Below are 20,586 nucleotides of genomic sequence, written 5' to 3'. Positions count from 1 at the left end.
AGGAATAATACCAATAACACTATAGCAGGAGATTAAAGGTCCCTGCTACGCTTCCTGCATAAACGCCAACGCTCTTTTCTCAGACCAGTAAAAGTCCTCCCCGAATCTTACAAAACCTACATGTCCACCCTGATGTGGCGTTTCCAGGTAAACATACTGACTATCAGCAGCTATCTCGTATGGATAGCATTCTTTGCCCAGAAATGGGTCATCCTGCGCATTGATGACCAGGGCAGGAATACGAATGTTATGCAGGTAAGAACGGGAGCTGCATTGCTCCCAATAGGTCAACGCATCTTTAAAGCCATGCATAGGCGCCGTATAGCGATCATCAAACTGCCGGAAGGACTTCACCTCCCCATAGCGGTCAAGGCTGATGCTGCCCGGGAATTGCTGCTCTTTTAACCGCAACTTATGACCCAGGTCCCGGATAAACCGTTGCATATATATGATGTTATGCTTTTTCTCCAGCTCAGCAGACCCACTCTTCAGATCACAGGGCACCGATATAGCTACCGCCGACTTAATCACCCCCACCGCATCCTCTCCCTGCTCTCCCAGGTACTTCAACGTAACATTCCCTCCAAGTGAAAAACCTACCAGGTGTATGGCCGTATATTTTTTCAGCGATACCAGGTAGGTGATCACAGCATGGAGATCATCCGTTTCTCCACTATGATAAAAACGAAGATTCCTGTTAGGCTCTCCGCTGCAGCCCCGGAAATTCATGGACACGGTATCAAATCCGGCGTTATTGAAAATATGTACCATCCCAAACACATACTTGCGGGTGGAATTCCCTTCGAGGCCATGCAAAATCACCACAATGCTTTTATTTCCCCGCTCACTGAAATCCAGATCCAGGAAGTCATTATCAGGCGTAACAATCCGCTCCCGGCGATAAGCAGCGGGTTTAACACTACGAAACAACGAAGGATAAATCGTCAGCATATGACGATTCTGTAATAAAAAAGGCGCTTTATAATCTGAGTTGTGTAACACCGGCATGGCGCAAAATTACGAATTCATATCCCTTAATTCGTAATTTCGCCACATGTCGCTGCCCACCTTCGGTATTGAAAAAATCTTTAATCTTCCCTACAAAAAGGAAGACTTCAAAATCGTACATCATGCGCCTTTAAATATGCCTGTCATACCCGAGGCACATAAACATGATTTTTTTATGTTGATGATGATCAGCCAGGGCAGCGGCACACATACGATTGATTTTGAAGATTATAAGGTCAGCAACCGGACTGTTTTCTTTCTCGCCCCCGGCCAGGCACACCAATGGCATATGTCCAAAAACACGGCCGGCTACCAGGTGATGTTTTCTGCCGCATTCATGTTACAAAAAGGTCCGCTGTGGCCATTCTTTACCCCTGCTGCCGTGCCGGTACTCAAACTGGATACCGGACAATACGAACAGCTGATCCATGAGTTACAACTCATGGAAAAAGAAACCGCGGCCAATATCATACAGCACCGGCTGCAGATTGTGTTACTGTTGCTGCAACGCTGGTATGCTGCCACACACCCGGAAGAAGTAGCGGCTGCCTCCAATCATCTCATCAACCGCTTTCTCCTCCTGCTGGAAAAACATTATGCACAATATCATGAAGTAAGCTACTATGCCGCCCAGCTGCACGTCACTGCCAGCTACCTGAACCAGGTATGCAAAAAAGAATCCGGCAAAACCGCCGGGGAATATATTCGTGAACGCCTGCTGCTGGAAGCCAAACGGATGCTCACACTCACTGATATGGATGTAAAGGAAGCGGCCTACGCCCTGGGCTTTAATGACACCTCTTACTTCTCCCGCTTCTTTAAAAAATATACCACACTCACGCCATTGGATTTTCGCCGTCAGTTATAAAAAGTACCCGCTTTCTTATAATCAGTACCATTTCCCGCCAGGAGGACGGGGTACCTTTAGGAGATGAAAAAAATCTGGCTCTCTTCTCTGGCGATTCTCTGTGGTATCACTACATTCAGCCAGCAAAAAAAGGCGGACCTGCTGATTAAGTCCGTTCGCATCATTGATATAAAAACTGGCAAAATCACTGCCAACCAGGCCATCGCAGTGCGCAACGACAGCATCATACAAGTGATGGATAACCAACTGGCGAAACAATACAAAGCCACCCAAACAGTGGACGGCAGCGGAAAATACGCCATGCCCGGATTATGGGATATGCACATGCACTTCGGCGGCGGCGACACCCTGAGCGAAGAAAATAAAAACTTCCTGCCTTTGTATCTCGCTAACGGCATTACTACCATCCGCGACTGTGCTGCAGACATCAGCCCGGATGTATTACAATGGCGCGATCAGATAAACAAAGGACAGCTACAAGGTCCTACCATCTTTACTTCCGGCCCAAAACTGGAAGGCTATAAGTCCATATGGCTGGGCGACCTGGAAATAGGCACTTCCACAGAGCTACAACAGGCCCTCGATTCCCTCCAAAAACTGAAAGTAGATTTCATAAAAATTACAGAGAACACGATTAAACCGGAGATCTACCTGGAAGCATTACGCGAAGCCAGAAAAAGAGGCATGGCGATCTCCGGTCATGTTCCGTATGTACTCACCATGAAACAGGTAGCTGACGCCGGCCTCAGCTCTGTAGAACACCTCACTTATGCATGGAAATCTGGTGTAAAAGACGACGCAGCTTTATCCCGCGGCATCGCCAGCGGCGAAATAAAAGGCGCAGATATCAATAAGTACATCCTGCAGCATTTCGACACCGCTGCTGCGATGAAAACGTATCGCTATATGGCGGAAAAGGGTATGTACCTTACTCCCACACTCACCCTGGGAAATGTAATGGCTTATTTTGATCAGGACAACCACGCAAGCGATCCATATCTGCAATACATCGGTAAAGGATTGCAACGTACCTACCAATGGCGTGTAAAAAGAGCCACATCAGACGATAGCGCTGCTATTGTACGCCGCAAAATGATCTACGAAACATCTTCTTCTATTCTTCCCCTGTTACAAAAAGCAGGTGTGAAAATAATGGCGGGAACAGATGCCGGATACCTCAATTCATTTGATTTCCCGGGCATCGGCTTACACCAGGAATTAGCGCTGATGGTAAAATTTGGTCTTACACCATTGCAGGCATTACAGGCATCTGTCATCAATTCACCGGCTTACCTGCACAAAACCAATTACGGCGCTATTGCCGCTGGTAAAAAAGCAGATATCCTGTTGCTGGATGCCAACCCGGTAGCGGATATCCACAACACACAGAAAATTAATGCACTTGTAGTAAAAGGTAAACTGCTGGACAGAGCGGCACTGGATCAGCTACTGCAGGAAGTAAGAGAAAAGACAGCAAACACTAAATAATACACTGCGGCATTTTTCTTATTCCCCGGAGCAGAGAGTAAGAAAAATGCCGCTTTACTTTATCGAAGAAAACAACCGCCCCCACCTGATACGGTTCTTATGATAGCTTAACCAGATAATCCATGCTTTTCCTACTATATGATCTTCCGGAACAAAGCCCCAGAAGCGGGAATCCGTAGATTCATTCCTGTTATCTCCCATCATCCAGTAATAATTCATCTTAAAAGTATAGGTAGTGGTTTCCTGCCCATTGATATAAATTTTGTCCCCATCTCTTCTCAGGGTATTATGCTCATAGGTATCAATAATACGCTGATAGAAAGGTAGTGTAAGGGTATCCAGTTTTACTGTTGCTCCTTTTTGGGGAATGTATAGCGGGCCAAAACAATCTTCGTTCCATTCATAATGTTTCACATCAAAAGGAAATACCCTGGAGTCACCGAATGCATCGTACGTTTTACGTTTCACAATAGCCCCCCTGGCACGAAGTGTATCTACATTAGCACTACTAAGATTATAAATAAACATGGTAGAATCTACCGTAGGCCTGGAAATATGATCTGATTCCAGCTGATCCAACAGTTGACTGTCTATAGGCTTATGATCAGGCATTGTTACAAAATACCGGGCCTCAAAATGAAGAGGTACTTTACCCGGCTGACCATTKATATATACGATGCCATCAATGATCTGCAAGCTATCGCCACTGATAGCCACACATCGTTTAATCCAGTTCTCTCGTTTATCCACAGGCCGGGTAATTATCGGCGGATAATTTTTGCGGATATATTCATCTCCGAGCGACCGGTACATGGAATAGTAATCCTCATCTTCCCCCGCCAGGTTCTTCAGCACACTATCACCGCAGGGGTAATTGAATACAATCACATCATTCCGCTTTACACTGCTGAAACCAGGCAGTCTTTTGTATGGCCATTCTATAGCTGTGGTAAAAGGTTGTATATTTTTCGTAAACGGAAGCGTATGGTGCGTAAATGGCCATGCCAGCGGCGTATTAGGGATTCTTGGACCATAACTGATTTTGCTGACAAAAATAAAGTCATTCACCAGCAGGGTTTTCTCCATCGAAGCACTGGGGATCACAAAAGCTTCGAAAATGAAAGTGCGGATGAGAGTAGCAGCAACCACCGCAAAAAGAGCTGCCTCTATCCATTCCCTTACTTTAGATTTCTTCCTGGCGCCTTCTTCTGCCTGACTTACATTGCTGAAAAAAAAACTCATTTGGACGCGGTTTTGGATAAGTAACTACTAACAATTTAATTAATTAAACCCACATCTTTTCAAAATTTATATAAACGAAAAAGGCTGCTGTCATGACGCAGTACATATGTTACAAAAACCGCCACTGATAAAGCATACAGATAAAATAATGGTTATACACGTATACGCGGTTACGTTAGAAAGATGATGCTATTCCAGCCGTTTTTTGCAAAAAAGTAGTAGCACGGCATTCTCTTTTTAAAAAATGTCAACAAGTTAAAATCGTTTTATTAAATTGCTGTGCATAACTACTTCAGTAGTTATACATTTTATCCACGTTAAAAAACAACACCCGCATGCATACTTCAAGACGTTCATTCATTCAGCAAACAGGTCTCATGGCAGCTGGCATGATGTTACCCGGCAGCATCTTTGCCATGACAGGCAATAAAGCCCTTCCCAAAAAAATAGGCTTACAACTATATACCCTCCGTGAGGAGCTGGGCAAAGACGTCAAAGGCACGCTCGCCAAAGTAGCCGGCATCGGCTACAATGAAGTAGAAACTTTTTATGGTTACCAGGGCGCGGGCGACAAAGGCGAATTCTGGGGATTAAAACCCAAAGCACTCAGTGCCCTCTTAAAACAATACCACCTCAATACGCCCAGCGGACACTATCAGCTAAACGATTACCTGACCCGCGGCAATGGCAACGCGGACGCACTGCAGCCGCAAATAGAACTGGCAGCAGCACTCGGTCAGCAATACTTCATCGTACCGGTATTGCCCCTCTCCCTCTGGGATAAAAAACTGGTGGCAGATGATTACAAATTCATGGCAGCACAACTGAATAAAGCCGGTGAAATATGTAAAAAATCAAACCTGCATATCGGTTATCACAACCACTACTGGGAGTTTAAAAAACTGGCAGATACAGACAGCACCGGCTACGATATTATGTTGAAAGAAACTGATCCGGCCCTCGTTTCCTTTGAACTCGACCTTTTCTGGGCCGTGAAATCAGGCCGCGATCCTATCACACTTTTTAAAGAAGCACCCGGCAGATTTGTAGCATGGCACGTAAAAGACATGGATAAAAACAATACTGCCAGTCTTACTGCCACCGGCACAGAAAACAAAACTTCCATGGAACTACTCTCCGGTGTCACCTTTGCTGAAGTAGGTACCGGCAGCATCGACTTCCGCAAAATATTTGCCCAGGCGAAACTCGCCGGCGTGAAACACCTGTTTGTAGAACAGGATAAAATTACCATCGATCCATTCCAGAGTGTAACGACCAGTTATAAGTATGTGAAAAATGTATTGCTGAAGTAAAGAATTACGGATTACGGATTTGTGGGGATATAGTAAACACCCTGATCTACCCACAAATCCGTAATTCGTAATTCCTAATTCGTAATTTCGCAAAAAAGCKAGTTACATATGGCGATGCATGAAGTAGAATCACTGGTGGAGCTATCCGTTTATTGTCTGGACAAAAGTCAGGAAGAAGGACTGGATCGCAGGAGCCTCTTTTACAATCTGTATAAATTACAAAACCAGTTTGACACTGGCTTTACCCATTTCAGGGTAATGGATCTGTTAATCAAACATCATTTCGTATACACCTTTCCTGTTAGCGCCCATCCGGCATATACGGCCCATCAGGCATGGTTTGATGCACTGGCCGCCAGCCAGAAATTCAGCTTTATCTACCAGCAGCCAACGGAAGTATGGGACGAAGAAAGCAACCCGGTTACCGGCTACGCCAATTATGACTTCCCCTCCAAAACGTATATTTTATATTGTGATGCAGGATCTGCACTCTGGGCCAACCTGGTAGCCAATGGCACCATTACCGGCGAAGATGCGGAAGCTCCTGTTGCCATGGATACCTTTTCTATGGCGCATGAAATTGCGGAAATTGCCGGCGAGCAAAAAGACAAAGACCTGCTCGCCCTCTGGTATCAGCTCATTCCATACATGGTAATGCAGGCGGAACAGGAAGGCGAAACCATTCACTACAAAGCATTGGAAGCCATCCAGGATTTAATCATCGCCAATGATGCCATCAAAGAAGAAGGCCTGCCTCCAGCCGATGAACTGCCTGTAGGCGGTGAATTGGGTAAATTCTGCCAGTGGTGGTATGCGCCGGCGGCCGACAAAATGAAAGCAACCGCTGAACCGGAAGAAGCCATCGATCTCGAAGCCATTCCATTTACAGAAAATGTAGAAAAAAGCGCTGCCTGGTATGAACAACAGGTTGTACAAATTCTGCAGGAAGCCAATGAAGCCATCAGTCAGATAGAAGAACAAGGCGCGGATGAAGCTACCCGACAACACATTTTCAACCGCCTCCAACTTGGACTACAATACGCTGACAAAGGACTGGAACAGTCGCCTGGCGAGCCGGGTCTGCTGATGAATAAAGGCTCTATCCTGATGTTGCTCGAACAATACGACCTGGCCCTCGCGACGTATGATCAGGCGCTCGCTATTGCACCTGAAAATCCGTATGTACATTTGAACCGTGCAGTACTCTTTTATCATATGGAACAAGTCCCTGCATCCATCGCGTCCTTCGAAAAACTGCTCCAGCTGGATCCGGGCAACGAATTTGCACAGCAATGGCTCGCTCATCTGAAAGGTAATGAACAATAATATCAGAGATATAGAAGAAGCACTCGGCATAATATTACCGGGTGCTTATCGTAATTTCCTGTTACAGGAACAGCTGCCGGGAGATCTCCTTATAAATGACCTCCTGGCACTTTACGGCACCGACAGCCTGTTAGAACGTAACATTACCTACCAGGTACAACATTACCTCCCTGCATATATCAGTATTGGCGATGACAGTGGCGGACAAGCCATTCTCCTGCACTGCAATGACAGCGATGAAAAAGTATACCTCACCGGCTACGGAGCACTGGATACCGGTAGTATGAAAGTTATAGGCAACAGCTTTTCTACCTGGTCACAAAAAGGATACCCATTGGAAGTTATCCGCGAAGCACCGGATGTGCTGGCATTCCGTGCGTCTGAAACCTATCAGTTGAGAACAGCTTACCAGGAGATGCATCGCGCCCTCACGCAACTGGAAAAAGCGAAAGTAACCGGAATGGATCTCAAAACATATCTTACACAAAAACGTGTTTTACAACAACAGATAAAAGATTTTGAAATACAGCATGCCGGCAAAAAGTACCGGGTATAAATAAATCGCACCTTACTTCGCACCAGCCTGCACCAACATATCCACAATGGCTTTATACCCCCTGCTCTTTGCATGCTGTAGTGCCGTAACACCGTCCTTATCTCCAACGTTCAGATCTGCGCCGGCAGCTATCAGCATCTTCACCACCTGCTGATGTGTTGCTCCTCCGGAACCTAATATCACCGCTTCCAGCAATGCAGTCCAGCCCAGGCGGTTAATATGATTCACCGGGAAATTTTTATCTGCCAGTAAAAGTGCAATCACCTCAATATGGCCACGCTCACATGCGGGTATCAATGCAGAACCGCCGTAACGATTATACACTTTGTAATCCGCGCCGGCAGACATATACATTTTCAAAATATCCGCATATCCTTCTGCACCAGCATACAGGAAAGGAGAATTCAGCATTTTATCCTGCGCATTTACATTTGCTCCTGCTGTAATCATTACCTGTGCAGCCGCCGCATGATGCTGATAAGTCGCCACCATCAACGGTGTGCGTCCTTCTGCATCTCTCGTTTCCAGTAATGCCGGGTTGGATAATGCCCGTTGAATAGCAGCAGTATCATTGTCTGCCGCTGCTTTTAAAATATTATTTTCGGCCATGGTAACTTCTTTTTTTTGGGCGCATGCCGGACTGCTCATCCAGAGTACCGCCAGTAATAAGATAGTTCGCATAAATAGTTAGTTGCTGTTTACAAAAATAAGCAACCACTGCTGCCGGTAATGGTGCTCATCCGGGATAAAACAGGATTAATTAAAACAATCCCGCTATATCAAAATACCAATATTTTTCCCTACCTTATTAGTGAAAAATACTGATGCAAAATGTCTGCTGAAAACGACCAACAACCCTCCTCTCACAAAAAGGATAAACAGGAAGCACGCCGTGACTTTCTGAAGCAGTCCTCCGCAATGATGGCATTGGCGCTCACTCCACCATTGGTGATGAAAGCGGCTCAACACGATGAAACCATTGCAGGTATCTTTGAAAAGATGCCCGTGAGTATGGAAATAAATGGAAAAAAAATGCAGCTGTCTGTGGAACCCCGCACCACCTTGCTGGACCTTCTGCGGGAACAACTGGGGATGACCGGTACCAAAAAAGGCTGTGATCACGGACAATGTGGCGCCTGTACGGTACATGTAAACGGCCACCGCATTAACGCCTGCCTTACCCTTGCAGTAATGCAGGAAGGAAAACAAATCACCACTATCGAAGGACTGGCCAATGGCGATCAGCTGCATCCCGTACAGGAAGCTTTCATTAAACACGACGGCTTCCAATGCGGTTATTGTACACCCGGTCAGATCATGTCGGCAGTAGCCTGTATACGTGAAGGGCATGCAGGCTCCCCGGAAGAAATACGTGAATTCATGAGTGGCAATATCTGCCGCTGTGGCGCATACGACAATATTGTAAATGCCATCACCGATGTAAAAAAAGGAGGGAAAACAGTATGAACCAATTCTCCTATGTAAGGCCCGCCAACCTGAAAGCCGCTATTGACGCTGTTGCCAAAGACAACGCCCGCTTCATTGCCGGCGGTACCAACCTGCTGGACCTGATGAAAAGCGGTGTAGTCATACCGGATAAACTGGTAGACATTAACCGCCTGCCACTAAAAGATATTCAACTAAATGAAGGTACCCTGCATATAGGCTCCCTGGTGCTCAACAGCGATCTGGCCGCGCATGAACTCGTAAAAATGCACCATCCGCTGCTATCCCAGGCCCTGCTGGCAGGTGCCTCACAGCAGCTCCGCAATATGGCTACCGTGGGTGGTAATATGATGCAGCGTACCCGCTGTTCCTATTTCTACGATACCACCATGCCCTGCAACAAACGTAGTCCTAACAGCGGCTGCGGCGCTATTGGCGGCATCAACCGCATGCACGCCATCTTTGGCGCAAGCGACAGTTGTATCGCTGTACACCCCAGCGATATGTGTGTGGCCCTGGCCGCACTGGATGCAACGGTGCTGGTAACCGGCCCTAAAGGCAACCGCCGCATTCCGTTCGCCGACTTCCACCGGCTGCCCGGCAATACGCCACAACTGGATAATAATCTCGATAAAGGAGAACTGATTACCGCCATAGAAATTCCACCTAATGCATTCACTAAAAATATATACTACCTGAAAGTACGCGACCGCGCTTCCTACGCATTTGCACTGGTATCTGTAGCTGCTGCACTGGATATCCGCGATGGTGTTATTCAGGGCGCCCGTCTCGCAATGGGTGGTGTGGCACATAAACCCTGGCGCTTGCCCGATGCAGAAAAAGCACTCACCGGCAAAGCACCTACCGCAGAAAATTTTCGTATAGCCGCCAACATCGCTATGCAATCCGCCAAAGCGTATAAACATAATATGTTTAAACCAGCACTGGCACTCAACAGCATTCAAACCGCATTACAAAAAGCAGCCACCGTATGAAAAAACAACAAACAGGACAGTCCATGGACCGTGTAGATGGCCGCCTGAAAGTAACCGGCGGTGCAAAATATTTCGCAGACTATCACGTCGATGATTTGCTGTACGCTGCACTGGTATGCAGCCCTATCAGTCACGGTACCATCAGAAGTATTAACACCACCAAAGCCCTGCGCGCTCCCGGTGTGGCGGATGTTGTATCTCACCTCAATGCTCCCAGAGTAGCAGGCTATCAGCAATCCAAACCCGGCGAAAAAAATGGGCTGCAGATATTCAAAGACGATCGTATCTACTCCAATGGACAACCTGTAGCCATTATAGTGGCCAATACCCTGGAACGTGCCGTATATGCAGCCACACTGGTAGACGTACAATACAACCAGGAAACACATTATACCGACATGAATGCCAGCATCGGCAAAGCCTTTCAGAACAGTCATATGAAAGACTATCTCCGCGGAGAAGCCAATGCCTGGGAAAAAGCAGCAGTCACACACAGCGCTGAATATACCATTCCACTGGAAGTACATAATCCAATGGAGCTGGCAGGCATCATTGCTCACTGGACAACACCAGACACGCTGACACTCTACGCCAAAACACAGGGCGTAAAAAGTGTTCAGGAAACCATCAAAGACCTGTTCCAGATACCGGAACAAAACATCACAGTGCATTCGCAATTTGTAGGCGGCGGTTTTGGAATGGCCCTCCGCATATGGCCACTGGAAGTAGCTACCATACTCGCCGCTAAAAAAATACGTAAGCCGGTAAAACTGGTGATCACCCGCGACCAGATGTTTACGCTGGTAGGCTACCGCCCTAATGCTACCCAGAAATTAAGTCTGGGCGCTACCGCCGAAGGTAAACTGACCGGCATCACACACGAAGCAGTAGCCATCACCTCTCCCTACGAAGACTTCACAGAAGGCATTGTATCCATGAGCAAATTCATGTACGCCTGTCCGAACGTGAATACGAAATACCAGCTGGTAGCACTCAATATGAGCACGCCGGTATGGATGCGCGGCCCCGGTGAAGCTACAGGCGCCTTTGCCCTGGAATCGGGTATCGATGAACTGGCATATAAACTGAAAATGGATCCACTGCAACTGAGAATCCTCAACCACGCAGATACCGATCCGGAAAGAAATCTTCCGTTTTCCAGTAAGTATTTGAAAGAAGCATATGCACTGGGTGCAGAAAAAATAGGATGGTCCGCCAGGAACCCACAGCCCCGCAGCATGGAAGAAAATGGGATGCTGGTAGGCTATGGCATGAGCAGCGGCACCTTCGGTGCCTACCGTGGTAAGGCCACGGTGTCGGCTACACTGAAAGCAGATGGCTCCCTGATATTGCAAAGCGCCGCCAGCGATATTGGCCCTGGCACCGCCACTGCCATGGTACAAATTGCCGCAGATGTTACCGGTATTGCACCGGAAAAAATAAAGTTCATGCTGGGAGAGTCGATCTATCCTTTTGCACCTGAACAAGGAGGTTCTTCTACCGTATCTACTGTAGGCAGTGCGGTATCAGATGCCTGTAAAGCGTTACAGCAGCAACTGGCTACCATCGCCATCAGTAATATACCCGCTTTTAAAACAGCTACACCGGAAACGGTTATTTATGAAGATGGACAACTGATGACTCCCAACCAGGAAACAAAAATCAGTTACGGAGCACTCTTACAACAACAGCAGCTACCCGAAGTAAAAGTAATGACGACCTCACAGGGAGGTCCGGAAAGAAAAAAATACTCCATGTATTCTTTTTCTGTACACTTCGCCAAAGTACATGTACATCCGGATACCGGCGTAGTACGTATTCAACACATTGTAAGCGTAGCCGATGCAGGCACCATCGTTAATGCCAAAACCGCACGCAGCCAGATGATTGGCGGCGTTGTTGGCGGCATAGGAATGGCACTAACGGAAGAGGCTATACTCGATCACCGCTTCGGAAGATTTGTAAACAATAACTTTGCAGATTACCACGTAGCCGTCAATGCAGACACGCCACCCACAGATGTATATTTCATCAATAAAAAAGATCCTTACATTAATCCCATGGGCTCCAAAGGCATGGGCGAAATAGCGCTGATAGGCTTTGCCGCCGCCGTTTCCAATGCTGTATTCAATGCTACCGGTAAACGCGTACGCGATTTGCCCATTACACCTGATAAGGTATTGAATACAGCAGCATCTGTTTAGTGCATTAAATTGACTACATGAAAGAACTGGAAGATATTGTGAAAGCGTACCATACTGCCTGTCGGCAGGGACTCAAAACAGCACTGGCCACGGTAGTGCATGTGGAAGGCTCTGCCTACCGGCAACCCGGCGCACGCATGCTGGTAACGGAAAACGGTCTCCTCACCGGCGCCATCAGCGGTGGATGCCTGGAAGGAGATGCCCTGCGTAAGGCACAACTGGTCATGCTACAGCAACAACCCATGCTGGTGACCTACGATACCAATGATGAAGACGATGCTAAGCTGGGCGTAGGGCTGGGATGCAATGGCATCATACATATACTCCTGGAACCCGTGAACACCAACGATCCACGTAACCCGGTAGCGCTGTTACAGGAAGTAACCAGTCATCGTACACCCGCAGTACTTGTCACCATTTTTACCCTGCATAACCGCAAAGCGCCACAACCCGGTACCTGCCTGGTACTCACGGCCAGCGGACAAATGCAGCACCACATCCCGGACTGCCACCTGCAAAATGCCATCACCGCCGATGCACACCTGGCACTCCAGACACAAACCACTTTCACAAAAACATACCTCTCTACCGGCAACGACTATACGGCACATACCGCCTACCTGCCACCGGCACCTCAATTACTGATAGCCGGCGCCGGCAATGATGTAATCCCACTCGTGAAAATGGCCAGCCTGCTGGGATGGCATACCATTGTTGTGGACGGACGCCCGGGATACGCCACTGCCACCCGCTTCCCGGAGGCTACACAACTACTTACGGCCAAACCGGCACAGGCTCTTGCACAGGTAGCTACCGACCAGCATACCGCCGTAGTACTTATGACGCATAACTACAATTACGATCTGGCACTGCTGGCACAACTACTGCCATTGCCATTACCATATATCGGCGTATTAGGGCCCGCTAAGAAATTACAACGCATGCTGGAGGAACTGTCTGAAAATGGTATTCCTATTTCCAGGCAACAACGTGCACGCATACACGGACCTGCAGGACTTGACCTCGGCGCAGAAACAGCCGAAGAAATAGCATTATCTGTTATCAGCGAAATAAAATCCGTATTGTCCGCAGCAGCAGCCACCTCACTGCGGGAAAAAACAACCACCATCCACCCACGTGAACAACAAATCATCCTTCAACAACAACTATAATGGAAACAACCGGTATCATCATCCTGGCCGCAGGCGCCTCAAAAAGACTGGGTACTCCCAAACAACAATTGCCCTTTCAGAATAAAAGCCTGTTACAAAATGTAGTACACACTGCCAGACAATCAGGCAATATGCCCGTGGTAGTAGTACTCGGCGCTTTCGCCACACAGATCAAACAACAACTGATCGATGAAAAAGTAAACACAGTGGTAAACCCAGGCTGGCCCACCGGTATGGGCGGCTCCATCAAAACAGGCCTGCAGCATCTGCTCCACCTTTCACCAGATGTGAACAGCGCTTTATTACTGCTCTGCGATCAGCCATTCATTACCACGCCACTCCTGGAAGAAATGTATGCACTGAAAACTACTTCCGGCAAAGCTATAGTAGCCTGCTCTTACGGTAATACCATTGGCACCCCTGCCCTGTTCGATAAATCACTTTTCCCCCAGCTCCTCGCATTGAACGGACAGGAAGGCGCCAAAAAAATATTACTGCAACATCCCGAACAAGTGGCTGCCATCGATTTTCCACAAGGTGCAGTGGACATTGACACCAATGGCGATTATGAACAACTACTGACCAAAATATAAATTACCGGAAATCCCGTATCCATTCTCCATCTCAAAGAGACTTTCCCACCTGTTTGTCAGCAGGTTATCAAACTATTAACATCCGTATGCTACCGGACAGGAAAAAATATTTTTTGTAAATAAAATGATATCCCTATATTTGTCTACAAGAATGGTAGACTAATAAAAACTCATATTCACCATGAACACAGATCATCAATATCGACATCCGCACCAGATACGTGCAACAGCCAAACATCAAAATGTAGCAGCTTCCTATTGTTGTTGTTAATTCCCCACTCCTGCCTGCGGTCACCCCACCAATTGCCGCTATAGCATTTTCTATTTCAACAACTGTTTTATCACTGTCAGCAAAAAGTACTTCGTCATGAAAACGAACAACCAACCATTATTCCGCCTCGACGAGGGGGTAACAGATGCGCATCTCGCATACTTCCAAAAATATGGCATCATCCAGTTTAAAAACTTCCTGGACAAATCTGCCTTAACGCATATCCATACGGAAGTCCAACAGGTACAGGAATTACTGATCCGCAACAACATCCAGAAAGTCAATGGTATACCTTTGAAATTCGGTACTGATGTGGATGGCAGCCCCCTTATACAACGTATTGCCTTTGCATCGCACTACAGCAACGCTTTACGCGAATTATTAAAAGACAAAAGGCTGCAATCACTCACCACTTTACTGGGCTCCTATGCCGGCAGGATTGGTGAAAATGAAAAAGATGGTTTGGTCATCAACCATTATGTAAATGCCGCAGAGAGCCAGTTTAAGCAACTGGGCTGGCATACAGACAGTCCACGGGATCTGTTCCTCGGATCACGCATTCTCCCGATGCTGAATGTGGGCATTCACCTCGATGATTGCCCGCTCAACAACGGCGGTCTGCGCGTACTCCCCGGCACACATGAGCAGGGATTACTGAAACTATTATTCAGAAAAAAATATTTCATAGACAACAATCCTGATGAAAAAGAAGTAGGCTTTGACATTGAAGCAGGAGATCTGACCGTACATGATGGCCGCCTCTGGCACCGCGTACAACAATCACCCTACACCGGCGAAAAGAGCCGCAGAAGAGTGATGTATATTCCGATCATTACCGGCGCCTATCAGCCTAAAACGGCCAATAGCCCTACTCCTTTCTATCATAAGCTGGCACATCTCAAACAACACCTCTACGGTGGCAGACCGCAGTGGGTGAATGTAAAAGCCAGAACAGAAAGTCTCGCTGAAGTAAACTCACCATCTCTCTAAAAAAATAACAAGTATGTCATACGCATTAATAACCGGCGCAGCCAAAGGAATAGGAAAAGCCATTGCTGCACAACTCGCAGAAAGAAATTATCATTTGCTGCTGGTAGATATAGACGCTGAAACACTGGCCACCACTGCAGAAGAATTATCTGCTCAGTATCACGTACACGCACATACGTTGCATCAGGATTTATCACAACCCGATGCATTACTGAAGGTGACCACCTGGAGCAGTACCTATCATGATGTACTTTCTGTAGTAGTGAACAACGCCGGTTATGGCATCAATGGAGCATTTGAAGAACTGTCCCTGGCAGAACAATTCAATATTATTGATGTAAACATCAAAGCGCAGGTGGGTTTATCGTACGCCTATATACCGGTACTGCGGAAATTTCCGAAAGCATACCTGCTGAATCTTGTCAGTACCACTGCTTATCAAACGGTGCCTTACCTGAATATCTATGCGGCCACGAAAGCTTTTGCGCTCTCGTTTACACGTGGATTAAGGCATGAATTAAGGCATTCCCCTATCTCTGTCAGCGCCCTGAGCCCTGGCAGTACTGATACCGATTTTGTGAACAGAGCCCGTATGGGCGACTATACCCGCAACGTAGCCAACAGGTTTAACATGACGCCGGAGAGCGTAGCTAAAATTGCGGTAGATGGGCTTTTTAAAGGAAAAGCAGAAATCATCCCCGGCTTCACCAACAAACTGAATGCCTGGCTGCCTAAATTTTTCCCGAAAGCATTTGTGGAAAAAATCGCAGCAGGTATATACGAACCTAAAGAAAAAAACACTACTGAAGTAGTGTTGACAACATAAAACCACATCGCCTGTCTTTAAGAAAAACCCGGCATCGTCTCGAACGATGCCGGGTTTCCTATGCTTACTTACAGGTTTATTCAAACAACACCTGTTCATCCGTATAATACGTTTTCCGGCCACCACCAATATCCTTCTTAATCTCTGCACCACCGGGGCTCTCAGTTAGTTTGGAATTATGCACCAGCATAAAATCCCTCACTTCTCCGTTAATGATATCAGGCTTACTCTTCAATATTTTCTTTTMCGCTTCCTGCAGAATTTTCTTAATAGATTTCAGCAATACCTTTATCTGTGCAGCAGGAATTTTATTGCAAACAGAAAAAGGAGAAATCTTTGCGTCCCACAAAATATCATCCGCATAAGCATTACCTATACCCAATACATTGTGCTGATCCAGCAGGTATTTCTTTATGGTGATTTTTTTCTTCCCTAACTGTGTTTCCAGGTAGCTTTCGTTAAACTCTTTGGCTAACGCATCCGGCGCGGTCTTCGCTTCCGGATCAAGGAAAACGTTGGCGGCGCCCTGGAAATCCGTCAGGGCCAGGCCTGTGCCATCTCCAAATAATAATTCTACAATGGTGTATTTCTCTTCATTTTTCTTCTGGAAGAGATATAATTTGCCATGGAGCATTAAATGCATACCTAATACATGACCATTCTTAAATACAAAATGTAATTCTTTTCCCACCCTGAGTATATGCTCCAGCGTTTGACCTTCCAGGGCCGATTGCAGTGCTTCCGGTGTGGTGTGCAATTTCTTTGCATTCTTAACCGTCAGTGACTTTAATTTTTTATGCAGCAACGCTTTTTCCAGGTTATGGCGAAAAGCCTGCAAGTCGGGTAATTCAGGCATGACTTAATTTTTATGAAAAATTAAAGATATTGGGGCAAATAATAAAGGGCCGGTAACGGAAACCGACCCCTTTTTTTATGGCAGTTTTCTCTTCTTACGAAACAATACTTCAAAGATAAATCCCCCAGCGTAGCGTGTTATGCCGAAATTGTCCATTCATTAACAGATGTTTGCCACTTATATACATTTTCCATGTATGTGAACAACCTGTTAAAAATACTCCTACAGCGGCCTCTGACGGGCATTCAGCACCCTTTTTCACTGCAATAATCGTTATCTTCGCTGCCTATGCCATTTTTATAACCAACTAAAATACTACGGCGTGAACATGAAATTGAAGCGATTAGTTAAACCGTTAATTTTTACTCTTACCATTGGCCTATTTGCATTTCTGATTACTACCCTTACTACAGCAGAAAATACCACCGCAGCTCATGAACCGGCTGTTGCTGTTATCAAGACAGATTCTTCCAAACAGGAAAGTCTATACGATAATATGAGACTGGATTCTGCAGGTCTGTCAAGGGAGGCTTTTGAAAAGGCATTAAGAGGGTATCAGCACCTGGAAGAAACCGGACGGATAAAAAATCCGGACGTGATTTCCATTATCGACTTTTCCCTGCCCAGTACCAAAAAGCGTTTATTCGTAATAGATCTCAAAAACAAGCTATTACTTTTCAACACCCTGGTATCTCATGGCAGAAATTCCGGTAAAGACATTGCCAGTACTTTTTCTAACCAGATGAACAGCTTCAAAAGCAGTCTGGGCTTTTATATCACCGGCGATACCTATACCGGCGAACATGGTTACTCCCTCCGTTTGGAAGGAGAAGAAGCCGGCATCAACGACAACGCGCTCAGCAGAGGTATTGTTATGCACAGTGCGAACTATGTAAATGAAAGCCTCGGAAAAATCCAGGGCTACATAGGCCGCAGCCTGGGATGCCCCGCCATTCCGGAAAACGTTCACCGTAAAGTAATTGAACGCATCAGAAACGGCACCTGCCTGTTTTTATACAGTCCGGATAAATACTATTCCGCCCACACAAAAATCCTGGGCAGAGACAGTACCGCCTCCTGATTTATTGAAACAATTTCTTTCTGAAAATAATATCGTGTCCATATACATCGGATGCGAAATGTAACATCCCATTATCACTCCAGGCGGTAAAGTAAGTAATGATCACGGGCACCGGATCTTTTACCGCCACAAATTTCTCCTTACCACTATTCATGGCGCTATCAATTTTTTCGTTGGTCCATTGAGGTGAGTTCTCCAGTACAAACTGCGCCATTTTCACCGGAGCTTTCAATCTTATACAGCCATGGCTGTAAGCACGGTTATCCCGGTTAAAAAGGCCCTTTTCGGGCGTATCGTGGAAGTAAATGTTATAACTGTTGGGGAACAGGAATTTTACCTTTCCAAGCGCATTATGTGCCCCGGGTAATTGCCGTATTACGGGTAGCCCGTTCGCCGTTCCGGTCACCTCCATATGTTTGGAAGCCAGGTATCTCTTATTCCGCCCGATAGCAGGCAGTATTTCCTTTCTCACTATGCTGCGGGGAATATTCCAGTAAGGACTAAATACCACCTGGTTCAGCACGCCCGAAAACATAGTAGTGCTATGCCCTTCTTTTCCTACCACAATATCCATATCAAACAGGTGCTTTGAGCCGTCTGTTGCATGCAGTACAAAAGCCGGTATATTCACCAGTATTAACTTTCCGGCAGGTGTTTCCGGCATCCATTTCATGCGTTCCATATTTACCAGCAACTGCTGCAAACGCTCTTCTGCCGGTATGTTCAGTGCATTCGTCACAGTATCATTCAACACACCATTTTGCGTATAGCCATTACTGCTGCGAAAGCTGTTTACGGCAGCTTCCAGCTCGGGAGTAAATACCTCGCTGCTATCATTATTTTTAAGCTCTCCGGTGATGAAAAGTCGTTTCTTTATGGGTATTATTTCGGGAGAAGACTGGCCTGTCTTTAATCCCTTTTTCACAGCGGGCACTGGCTGCCAGCCGCCTTTGCTGACATACTCCCTATAGGCTTTGAGCGGCCCTTTCATAACAGCTACAGCTGGAAACATTTTGTCGTTGGTTTGCAGCATGGAATCAGCCAATACCATTACTGGATAACGTTGTACCGGCACCATGTGCTCCAGCTGCGCAATACTGCCTTTCCTTTCCTGGAAGTAATTAATCAGTCGCCAGGTAAGCTGCAATTCAGTATTGACCATCTGGGGATCGGTAGCGCTGACTTCCAGGCTATCCTCGTCCATTAAGGCATCCAGGCGCCTGTCCAGGGCTTTGTTGCTGGTACTGTCTTTACTATAATTATATAAGCTACGGAAAGCCGCCGCCTGTTCTACTGGTCCCCGGCTGTCGAGCCAGGCAAATTCAAAATTGCGGGCATTATAAAAACTACGCAACCGCGTAGCAATAGTATCATCCAGCTTTTGCGCTGCAATAAATTTCTCTACCGCAGCACTATCAAGGAACAGGTCGTTGTACGCATTCTCCCGCGTAATCCCGGTATTGCGGGGACTTATATCGCTTTTGCTATTGGAGTTGACCGGAGCGGAGGGGGAGCCGCAACCATTCAGGATAATGTATGCAAACAATGCAACCAGTAGTAGCCTTTTCATATGATGTATATATCAAAAGGAAAGCCGGTTGCTATAGCCCCTCTGATGGCAGTTGTAGCGCCTGTAGTACGTGGCTGCCCGGGAACAAACTGTGCATATACTGCAACAAAAAGTCCCCCGGCCACCGGCAGGAGGACTTTTCCATCGTTGTGATATTATGGTATTAATCTTTCAGACCCAGGTATTTTTGTACAGATTTATAGTTCTTCCAGTCTACCACACTGCTGCTACGTGCAGCCACTCCGCCTGGAATCAGGATATAACGGTATTGAAAAACCTTTGCGTTGGCAGCATTAAGCCTGGTAGATAATTTGAGATTTGAATTGATAGAAATATCCCCGGTCAGCAGCGCATAATTAAGGTATACCTGCCCGTCCACATAGGGGATAGACACTACTGTGGGATCTGCCAGTGTACTAAGATTTACATACACATACACGAGTCCCTTTGATATAATATCTGCAGTAACCTTTGGCGCATCAATATCTCCTCCGAATCCAACAACCGCACCGGAATTATCTTTCAGCGTATCAAAAGCAACATCCAGCCAATCGGAATAAATAACATTGGCGGTACCGGGATCGCCTTTCCCTCCGGCAGGGCCACCAGGACCAGCGGGACCAGCAGGGCCAGCAGGTCCGGCAGGACCGGCGGAACCATCTTTAGAACATGCGGCAAAAGCCAGAATAGCAGCTAATAAGAAAAGGTAAGGCAGGTGACAGTGAATACGTTTCATAAAGGACCGATTTTGGATGATTTAAATATGATTAATTGGTTGAGG

At 46.6% G+C, this 20,586-nt stretch carries 19 protein-coding genes; 13 read left to right on the top strand and 6 right to left on the bottom strand.

Annotated features, from left to right (window positions below; genetic code table 11):
- Positions 1-45: 45 nt before the first annotated feature.
- On the bottom strand, positions 46-1,008 hold the full coding sequence (locus AC1DCV_RS03555) for a YheT family hydrolase (protein ID WP_477021859.1): 963 nt from the start codon (positions 1,006-1,008) through the stop codon (positions 46-48).
- A gap of 46 nt (positions 1,009-1,054) precedes the next feature.
- On the opposite strand from AC1DCV_RS03555, the gene AC1DCV_RS03550 reads away from it, so the two are divergent.
- Together AC1DCV_RS03550 and AC1DCV_RS03545 are read left to right on the top strand one after the other, a co-directional pair.
- The gene (locus AC1DCV_RS03550) at positions 1,055-1,876 is read left to right on the top strand and encodes a helix-turn-helix domain-containing protein (protein WP_477021858.1); all 822 of its coding nucleotides are present in this window, start codon (positions 1,055-1,057) and stop codon (positions 1,874-1,876) included.
- 63 nt (positions 1,877-1,939) lie between these two features.
- Positions 1,940-3,364, top strand: a complete 1,425-nt coding sequence (locus AC1DCV_RS03545) for an amidohydrolase family protein (RefSeq protein WP_477021857.1) — start codon at positions 1,940-1,942, stop codon at positions 3,362-3,364.
- Positions 3,365-3,418: 54 nt separating this feature from the next.
- Here the strand turns inward: AC1DCV_RS03545 and lepB are convergent, their stop codons facing one another.
- Positions 3,419-4,606, bottom strand: a complete 1,188-nt coding sequence (gene lepB / locus AC1DCV_RS03540) for a signal peptidase I (RefSeq protein ID WP_477021856.1) — start codon at positions 4,604-4,606, stop codon at positions 3,419-3,421.
- 335 nt (positions 4,607-4,941) lie between these two features.
- Here lepB and AC1DCV_RS03535 point away from each other — a divergent pair, with 335 nt between their 5' ends.
- From AC1DCV_RS03535 to AC1DCV_RS03525, 3 genes are all read left to right on the top strand, one after another.
- Complete coding sequence (locus AC1DCV_RS03535; RefSeq protein ID WP_477021855.1) at positions 4,942-5,919, top strand: sugar phosphate isomerase/epimerase family protein; 978 nt, start codon at positions 4,942-4,944, stop codon at positions 5,917-5,919.
- A gap of 108 nt (positions 5,920-6,027) precedes the next feature.
- Entirely contained in the window at positions 6,028-7,245 is a 1,218-nt protein-coding gene (locus AC1DCV_RS03530) for a tetratricopeptide repeat protein (RefSeq protein WP_477021854.1), read from the top strand.
- Entirely contained in the window at positions 7,235-7,801 is a 567-nt protein-coding gene (locus tag AC1DCV_RS03525) for an SMI1/KNR4 family protein (protein ID WP_477021853.1), read from the top strand. Before AC1DCV_RS03530 ends, AC1DCV_RS03525 begins: the two co-directional genes overlap by 11 nt.
- A 12-nt stretch (positions 7,802-7,813) precedes the next feature.
- Here the strand turns inward: AC1DCV_RS03525 and AC1DCV_RS03520 are convergent, their stop codons facing one another.
- Positions 7,814-8,482 carry an ankyrin repeat domain-containing protein gene (locus AC1DCV_RS03520; protein WP_477021852.1) on the bottom strand — a complete coding sequence of 223 codons (669 nt, stop codon included), beginning with the start codon at positions 8,480-8,482 and terminating at the stop codon, positions 7,814-7,816.
- A 150-nt stretch (positions 8,483-8,632) separates the two neighbouring features.
- On the opposite strand from AC1DCV_RS03520, the gene AC1DCV_RS03515 reads away from it, so the two are divergent.
- From AC1DCV_RS03515 to AC1DCV_RS03485, 7 genes are all read left to right on the top strand, one after another.
- A complete protein-coding gene (locus AC1DCV_RS03515) occupies positions 8,633-9,268 on the top strand; it encodes a (2Fe-2S)-binding protein (protein WP_477021851.1) in 636 nt (211 codons plus the stop codon).
- A complete protein-coding gene (locus tag AC1DCV_RS03510; protein WP_477021850.1) occupies positions 9,265-10,242 on the top strand; it encodes an FAD binding domain-containing protein in 978 nt (325 codons plus the stop codon). The genes AC1DCV_RS03515 and AC1DCV_RS03510 overlap by 4 nt, the downstream gene beginning before the upstream one ends.
- Entirely contained in the window at positions 10,239-12,446 is a 2,208-nt protein-coding gene (locus AC1DCV_RS03505; protein WP_477021849.1) for a xanthine dehydrogenase family protein molybdopterin-binding subunit, read from the top strand. The genes AC1DCV_RS03510 and AC1DCV_RS03505 overlap by 4 nt, the downstream gene beginning before the upstream one ends.
- A 17-nt stretch (positions 12,447-12,463) precedes the next feature.
- Positions 12,464-13,618: an XdhC family protein gene (locus AC1DCV_RS03500; protein WP_477021848.1), complete on the top strand. Its 1,155-nt coding sequence runs from the start codon at positions 12,464-12,466 to the stop codon at positions 13,616-13,618.
- The gene (locus AC1DCV_RS03495; RefSeq protein WP_477021847.1) at positions 13,618-14,211 is read left to right on the top strand and encodes a nucleotidyltransferase family protein; all 594 of its coding nucleotides are present in this window, start codon (positions 13,618-13,620) and stop codon (positions 14,209-14,211) included. Before AC1DCV_RS03500 ends, AC1DCV_RS03495 begins: the two co-directional genes overlap by 1 nt.
- A gap of 367 nt (positions 14,212-14,578) precedes the next feature.
- Positions 14,579-15,472 carry a phytanoyl-CoA dioxygenase family protein gene (locus AC1DCV_RS03490; protein ID WP_477021846.1) on the top strand — a complete coding sequence of 298 codons (894 nt, stop codon included), beginning with the start codon at positions 14,579-14,581 and terminating at the stop codon, positions 15,470-15,472.
- 13 nt (positions 15,473-15,485) lie between these two features.
- Positions 15,486-16,298, top strand: coding sequence for an SDR family NAD(P)-dependent oxidoreductase (locus AC1DCV_RS03485; protein WP_477021845.1), 813 nt, complete (start codon positions 15,486-15,488; stop codon positions 16,296-16,298).
- Between the two features lie 76 nt (positions 16,299-16,374).
- Here the strand turns inward: AC1DCV_RS03485 and AC1DCV_RS03480 are convergent, their stop codons facing one another.
- Entirely contained in the window at positions 16,375-17,154 is a 780-nt protein-coding gene (locus tag AC1DCV_RS03480; protein WP_477021844.1) for a DNA-formamidopyrimidine glycosylase family protein, read from the bottom strand.
- A 328-nt stretch (positions 17,155-17,482) separates the two neighbouring features.
- Here AC1DCV_RS03480 and AC1DCV_RS03475 point away from each other — a divergent pair, with 328 nt between their 5' ends.
- Positions 17,483-18,235 carry a murein L,D-transpeptidase catalytic domain family protein gene (locus tag AC1DCV_RS03475; protein WP_477021843.1) on the top strand — a complete coding sequence of 251 codons (753 nt, stop codon included), beginning with the start codon at positions 17,483-17,485 and terminating at the stop codon, positions 18,233-18,235.
- A 1-nt stretch (position 18,236) separates the two neighbouring features.
- Here the strand turns inward: AC1DCV_RS03475 and AC1DCV_RS03470 are convergent, their stop codons facing one another.
- Positions 18,237-19,805, bottom strand: coding sequence for a L,D-transpeptidase family protein (locus AC1DCV_RS03470; RefSeq protein ID WP_477021842.1), 1,569 nt, complete (start codon positions 19,803-19,805; stop codon positions 18,237-18,239).
- A 163-nt stretch (positions 19,806-19,968) separates the two neighbouring features.
- On the bottom strand, positions 19,969-20,541 hold the full coding sequence (locus AC1DCV_RS03465; RefSeq protein WP_477021841.1) for a hypothetical protein: 573 nt from the start codon (positions 20,539-20,541) through the stop codon (positions 19,969-19,971).
- Between the last annotated feature and the right edge of the window lie 45 nt (positions 20,542-20,586).

The organism is Chitinophaga sp. 10T418, assembly GCF_056394125.1.
Note: the sequence above shows the minus strand (reverse complement) of the source record. Positions and strands in the feature narration are given on the sequence as shown.

Coding starts and splice junctions, on each gene's coding strand:
- AC1DCV_RS03555 (WP_477021859.1), bottom strand. CDS start 1,008: ATGCCGGTGTTACACAACTCAGATTATAAAGCGCCTTTTTTATTACAG.
- AC1DCV_RS03550 (WP_477021858.1), top strand. CDS start 1,055: ATGTCGCTGCCCACCTTCGGTATTGAAAAAATCTTTAATCTTCCCTAC.
- AC1DCV_RS03545 (WP_477021857.1), top strand. CDS start 1,940: ATGAAAAAAATCTGGCTCTCTTCTCTGGCGATTCTCTGTGGTATCACT.
- AC1DCV_RS03535 (WP_477021855.1), top strand. CDS start 4,942: ATGCATACTTCAAGACGTTCATTCATTCAGCAAACAGGTCTCATGGCA.
- AC1DCV_RS03530 (WP_477021854.1), top strand. CDS start 6,028: ATGGCGATGCATGAAGTAGAATCACTGGTGGAGCTATCCGTTTATTGT.
- AC1DCV_RS03525 (WP_477021853.1), top strand. CDS start 7,235: ATGAACAATAATATCAGAGATATAGAAGAAGCACTCGGCATAATATTA.
- AC1DCV_RS03520 (WP_477021852.1), bottom strand. CDS start 8,482: ATGCGAACTATCTTATTACTGGCGGTACTCTGGATGAGCAGTCCGGCA.
- AC1DCV_RS03515 (WP_477021851.1), top strand. CDS start 8,633: ATGTCTGCTGAAAACGACCAACAACCCTCCTCTCACAAAAAGGATAAA.
- AC1DCV_RS03510 (WP_477021850.1), top strand. CDS start 9,265: ATGAACCAATTCTCCTATGTAAGGCCCGCCAACCTGAAAGCCGCTATT.
- AC1DCV_RS03505 (WP_477021849.1), top strand. CDS start 10,239: ATGAAAAAACAACAAACAGGACAGTCCATGGACCGTGTAGATGGCCGC.
- AC1DCV_RS03500 (WP_477021848.1), top strand. CDS start 12,464: ATGAAAGAACTGGAAGATATTGTGAAAGCGTACCATACTGCCTGTCGG.
- AC1DCV_RS03495 (WP_477021847.1), top strand. CDS start 13,618: ATGGAAACAACCGGTATCATCATCCTGGCCGCAGGCGCCTCAAAAAGA.
- AC1DCV_RS03490 (WP_477021846.1), top strand. CDS start 14,579: ATGAAAACGAACAACCAACCATTATTCCGCCTCGACGAGGGGGTAACA.
- AC1DCV_RS03485 (WP_477021845.1), top strand. CDS start 15,486: ATGTCATACGCATTAATAACCGGCGCAGCCAAAGGAATAGGAAAAGCC.
- AC1DCV_RS03475 (WP_477021843.1), top strand. CDS start 17,483: ATGAAATTGAAGCGATTAGTTAAACCGTTAATTTTTACTCTTACCATT.
- AC1DCV_RS03470 (WP_477021842.1), bottom strand. CDS start 19,805: ATGAAAAGGCTACTACTGGTTGCATTGTTTGCATACATTATCCTGAAT.
- AC1DCV_RS03465 (WP_477021841.1), bottom strand. CDS start 20,541: ATGAAACGTATTCACTGTCACCTGCCTTACCTTTTCTTATTAGCTGCT.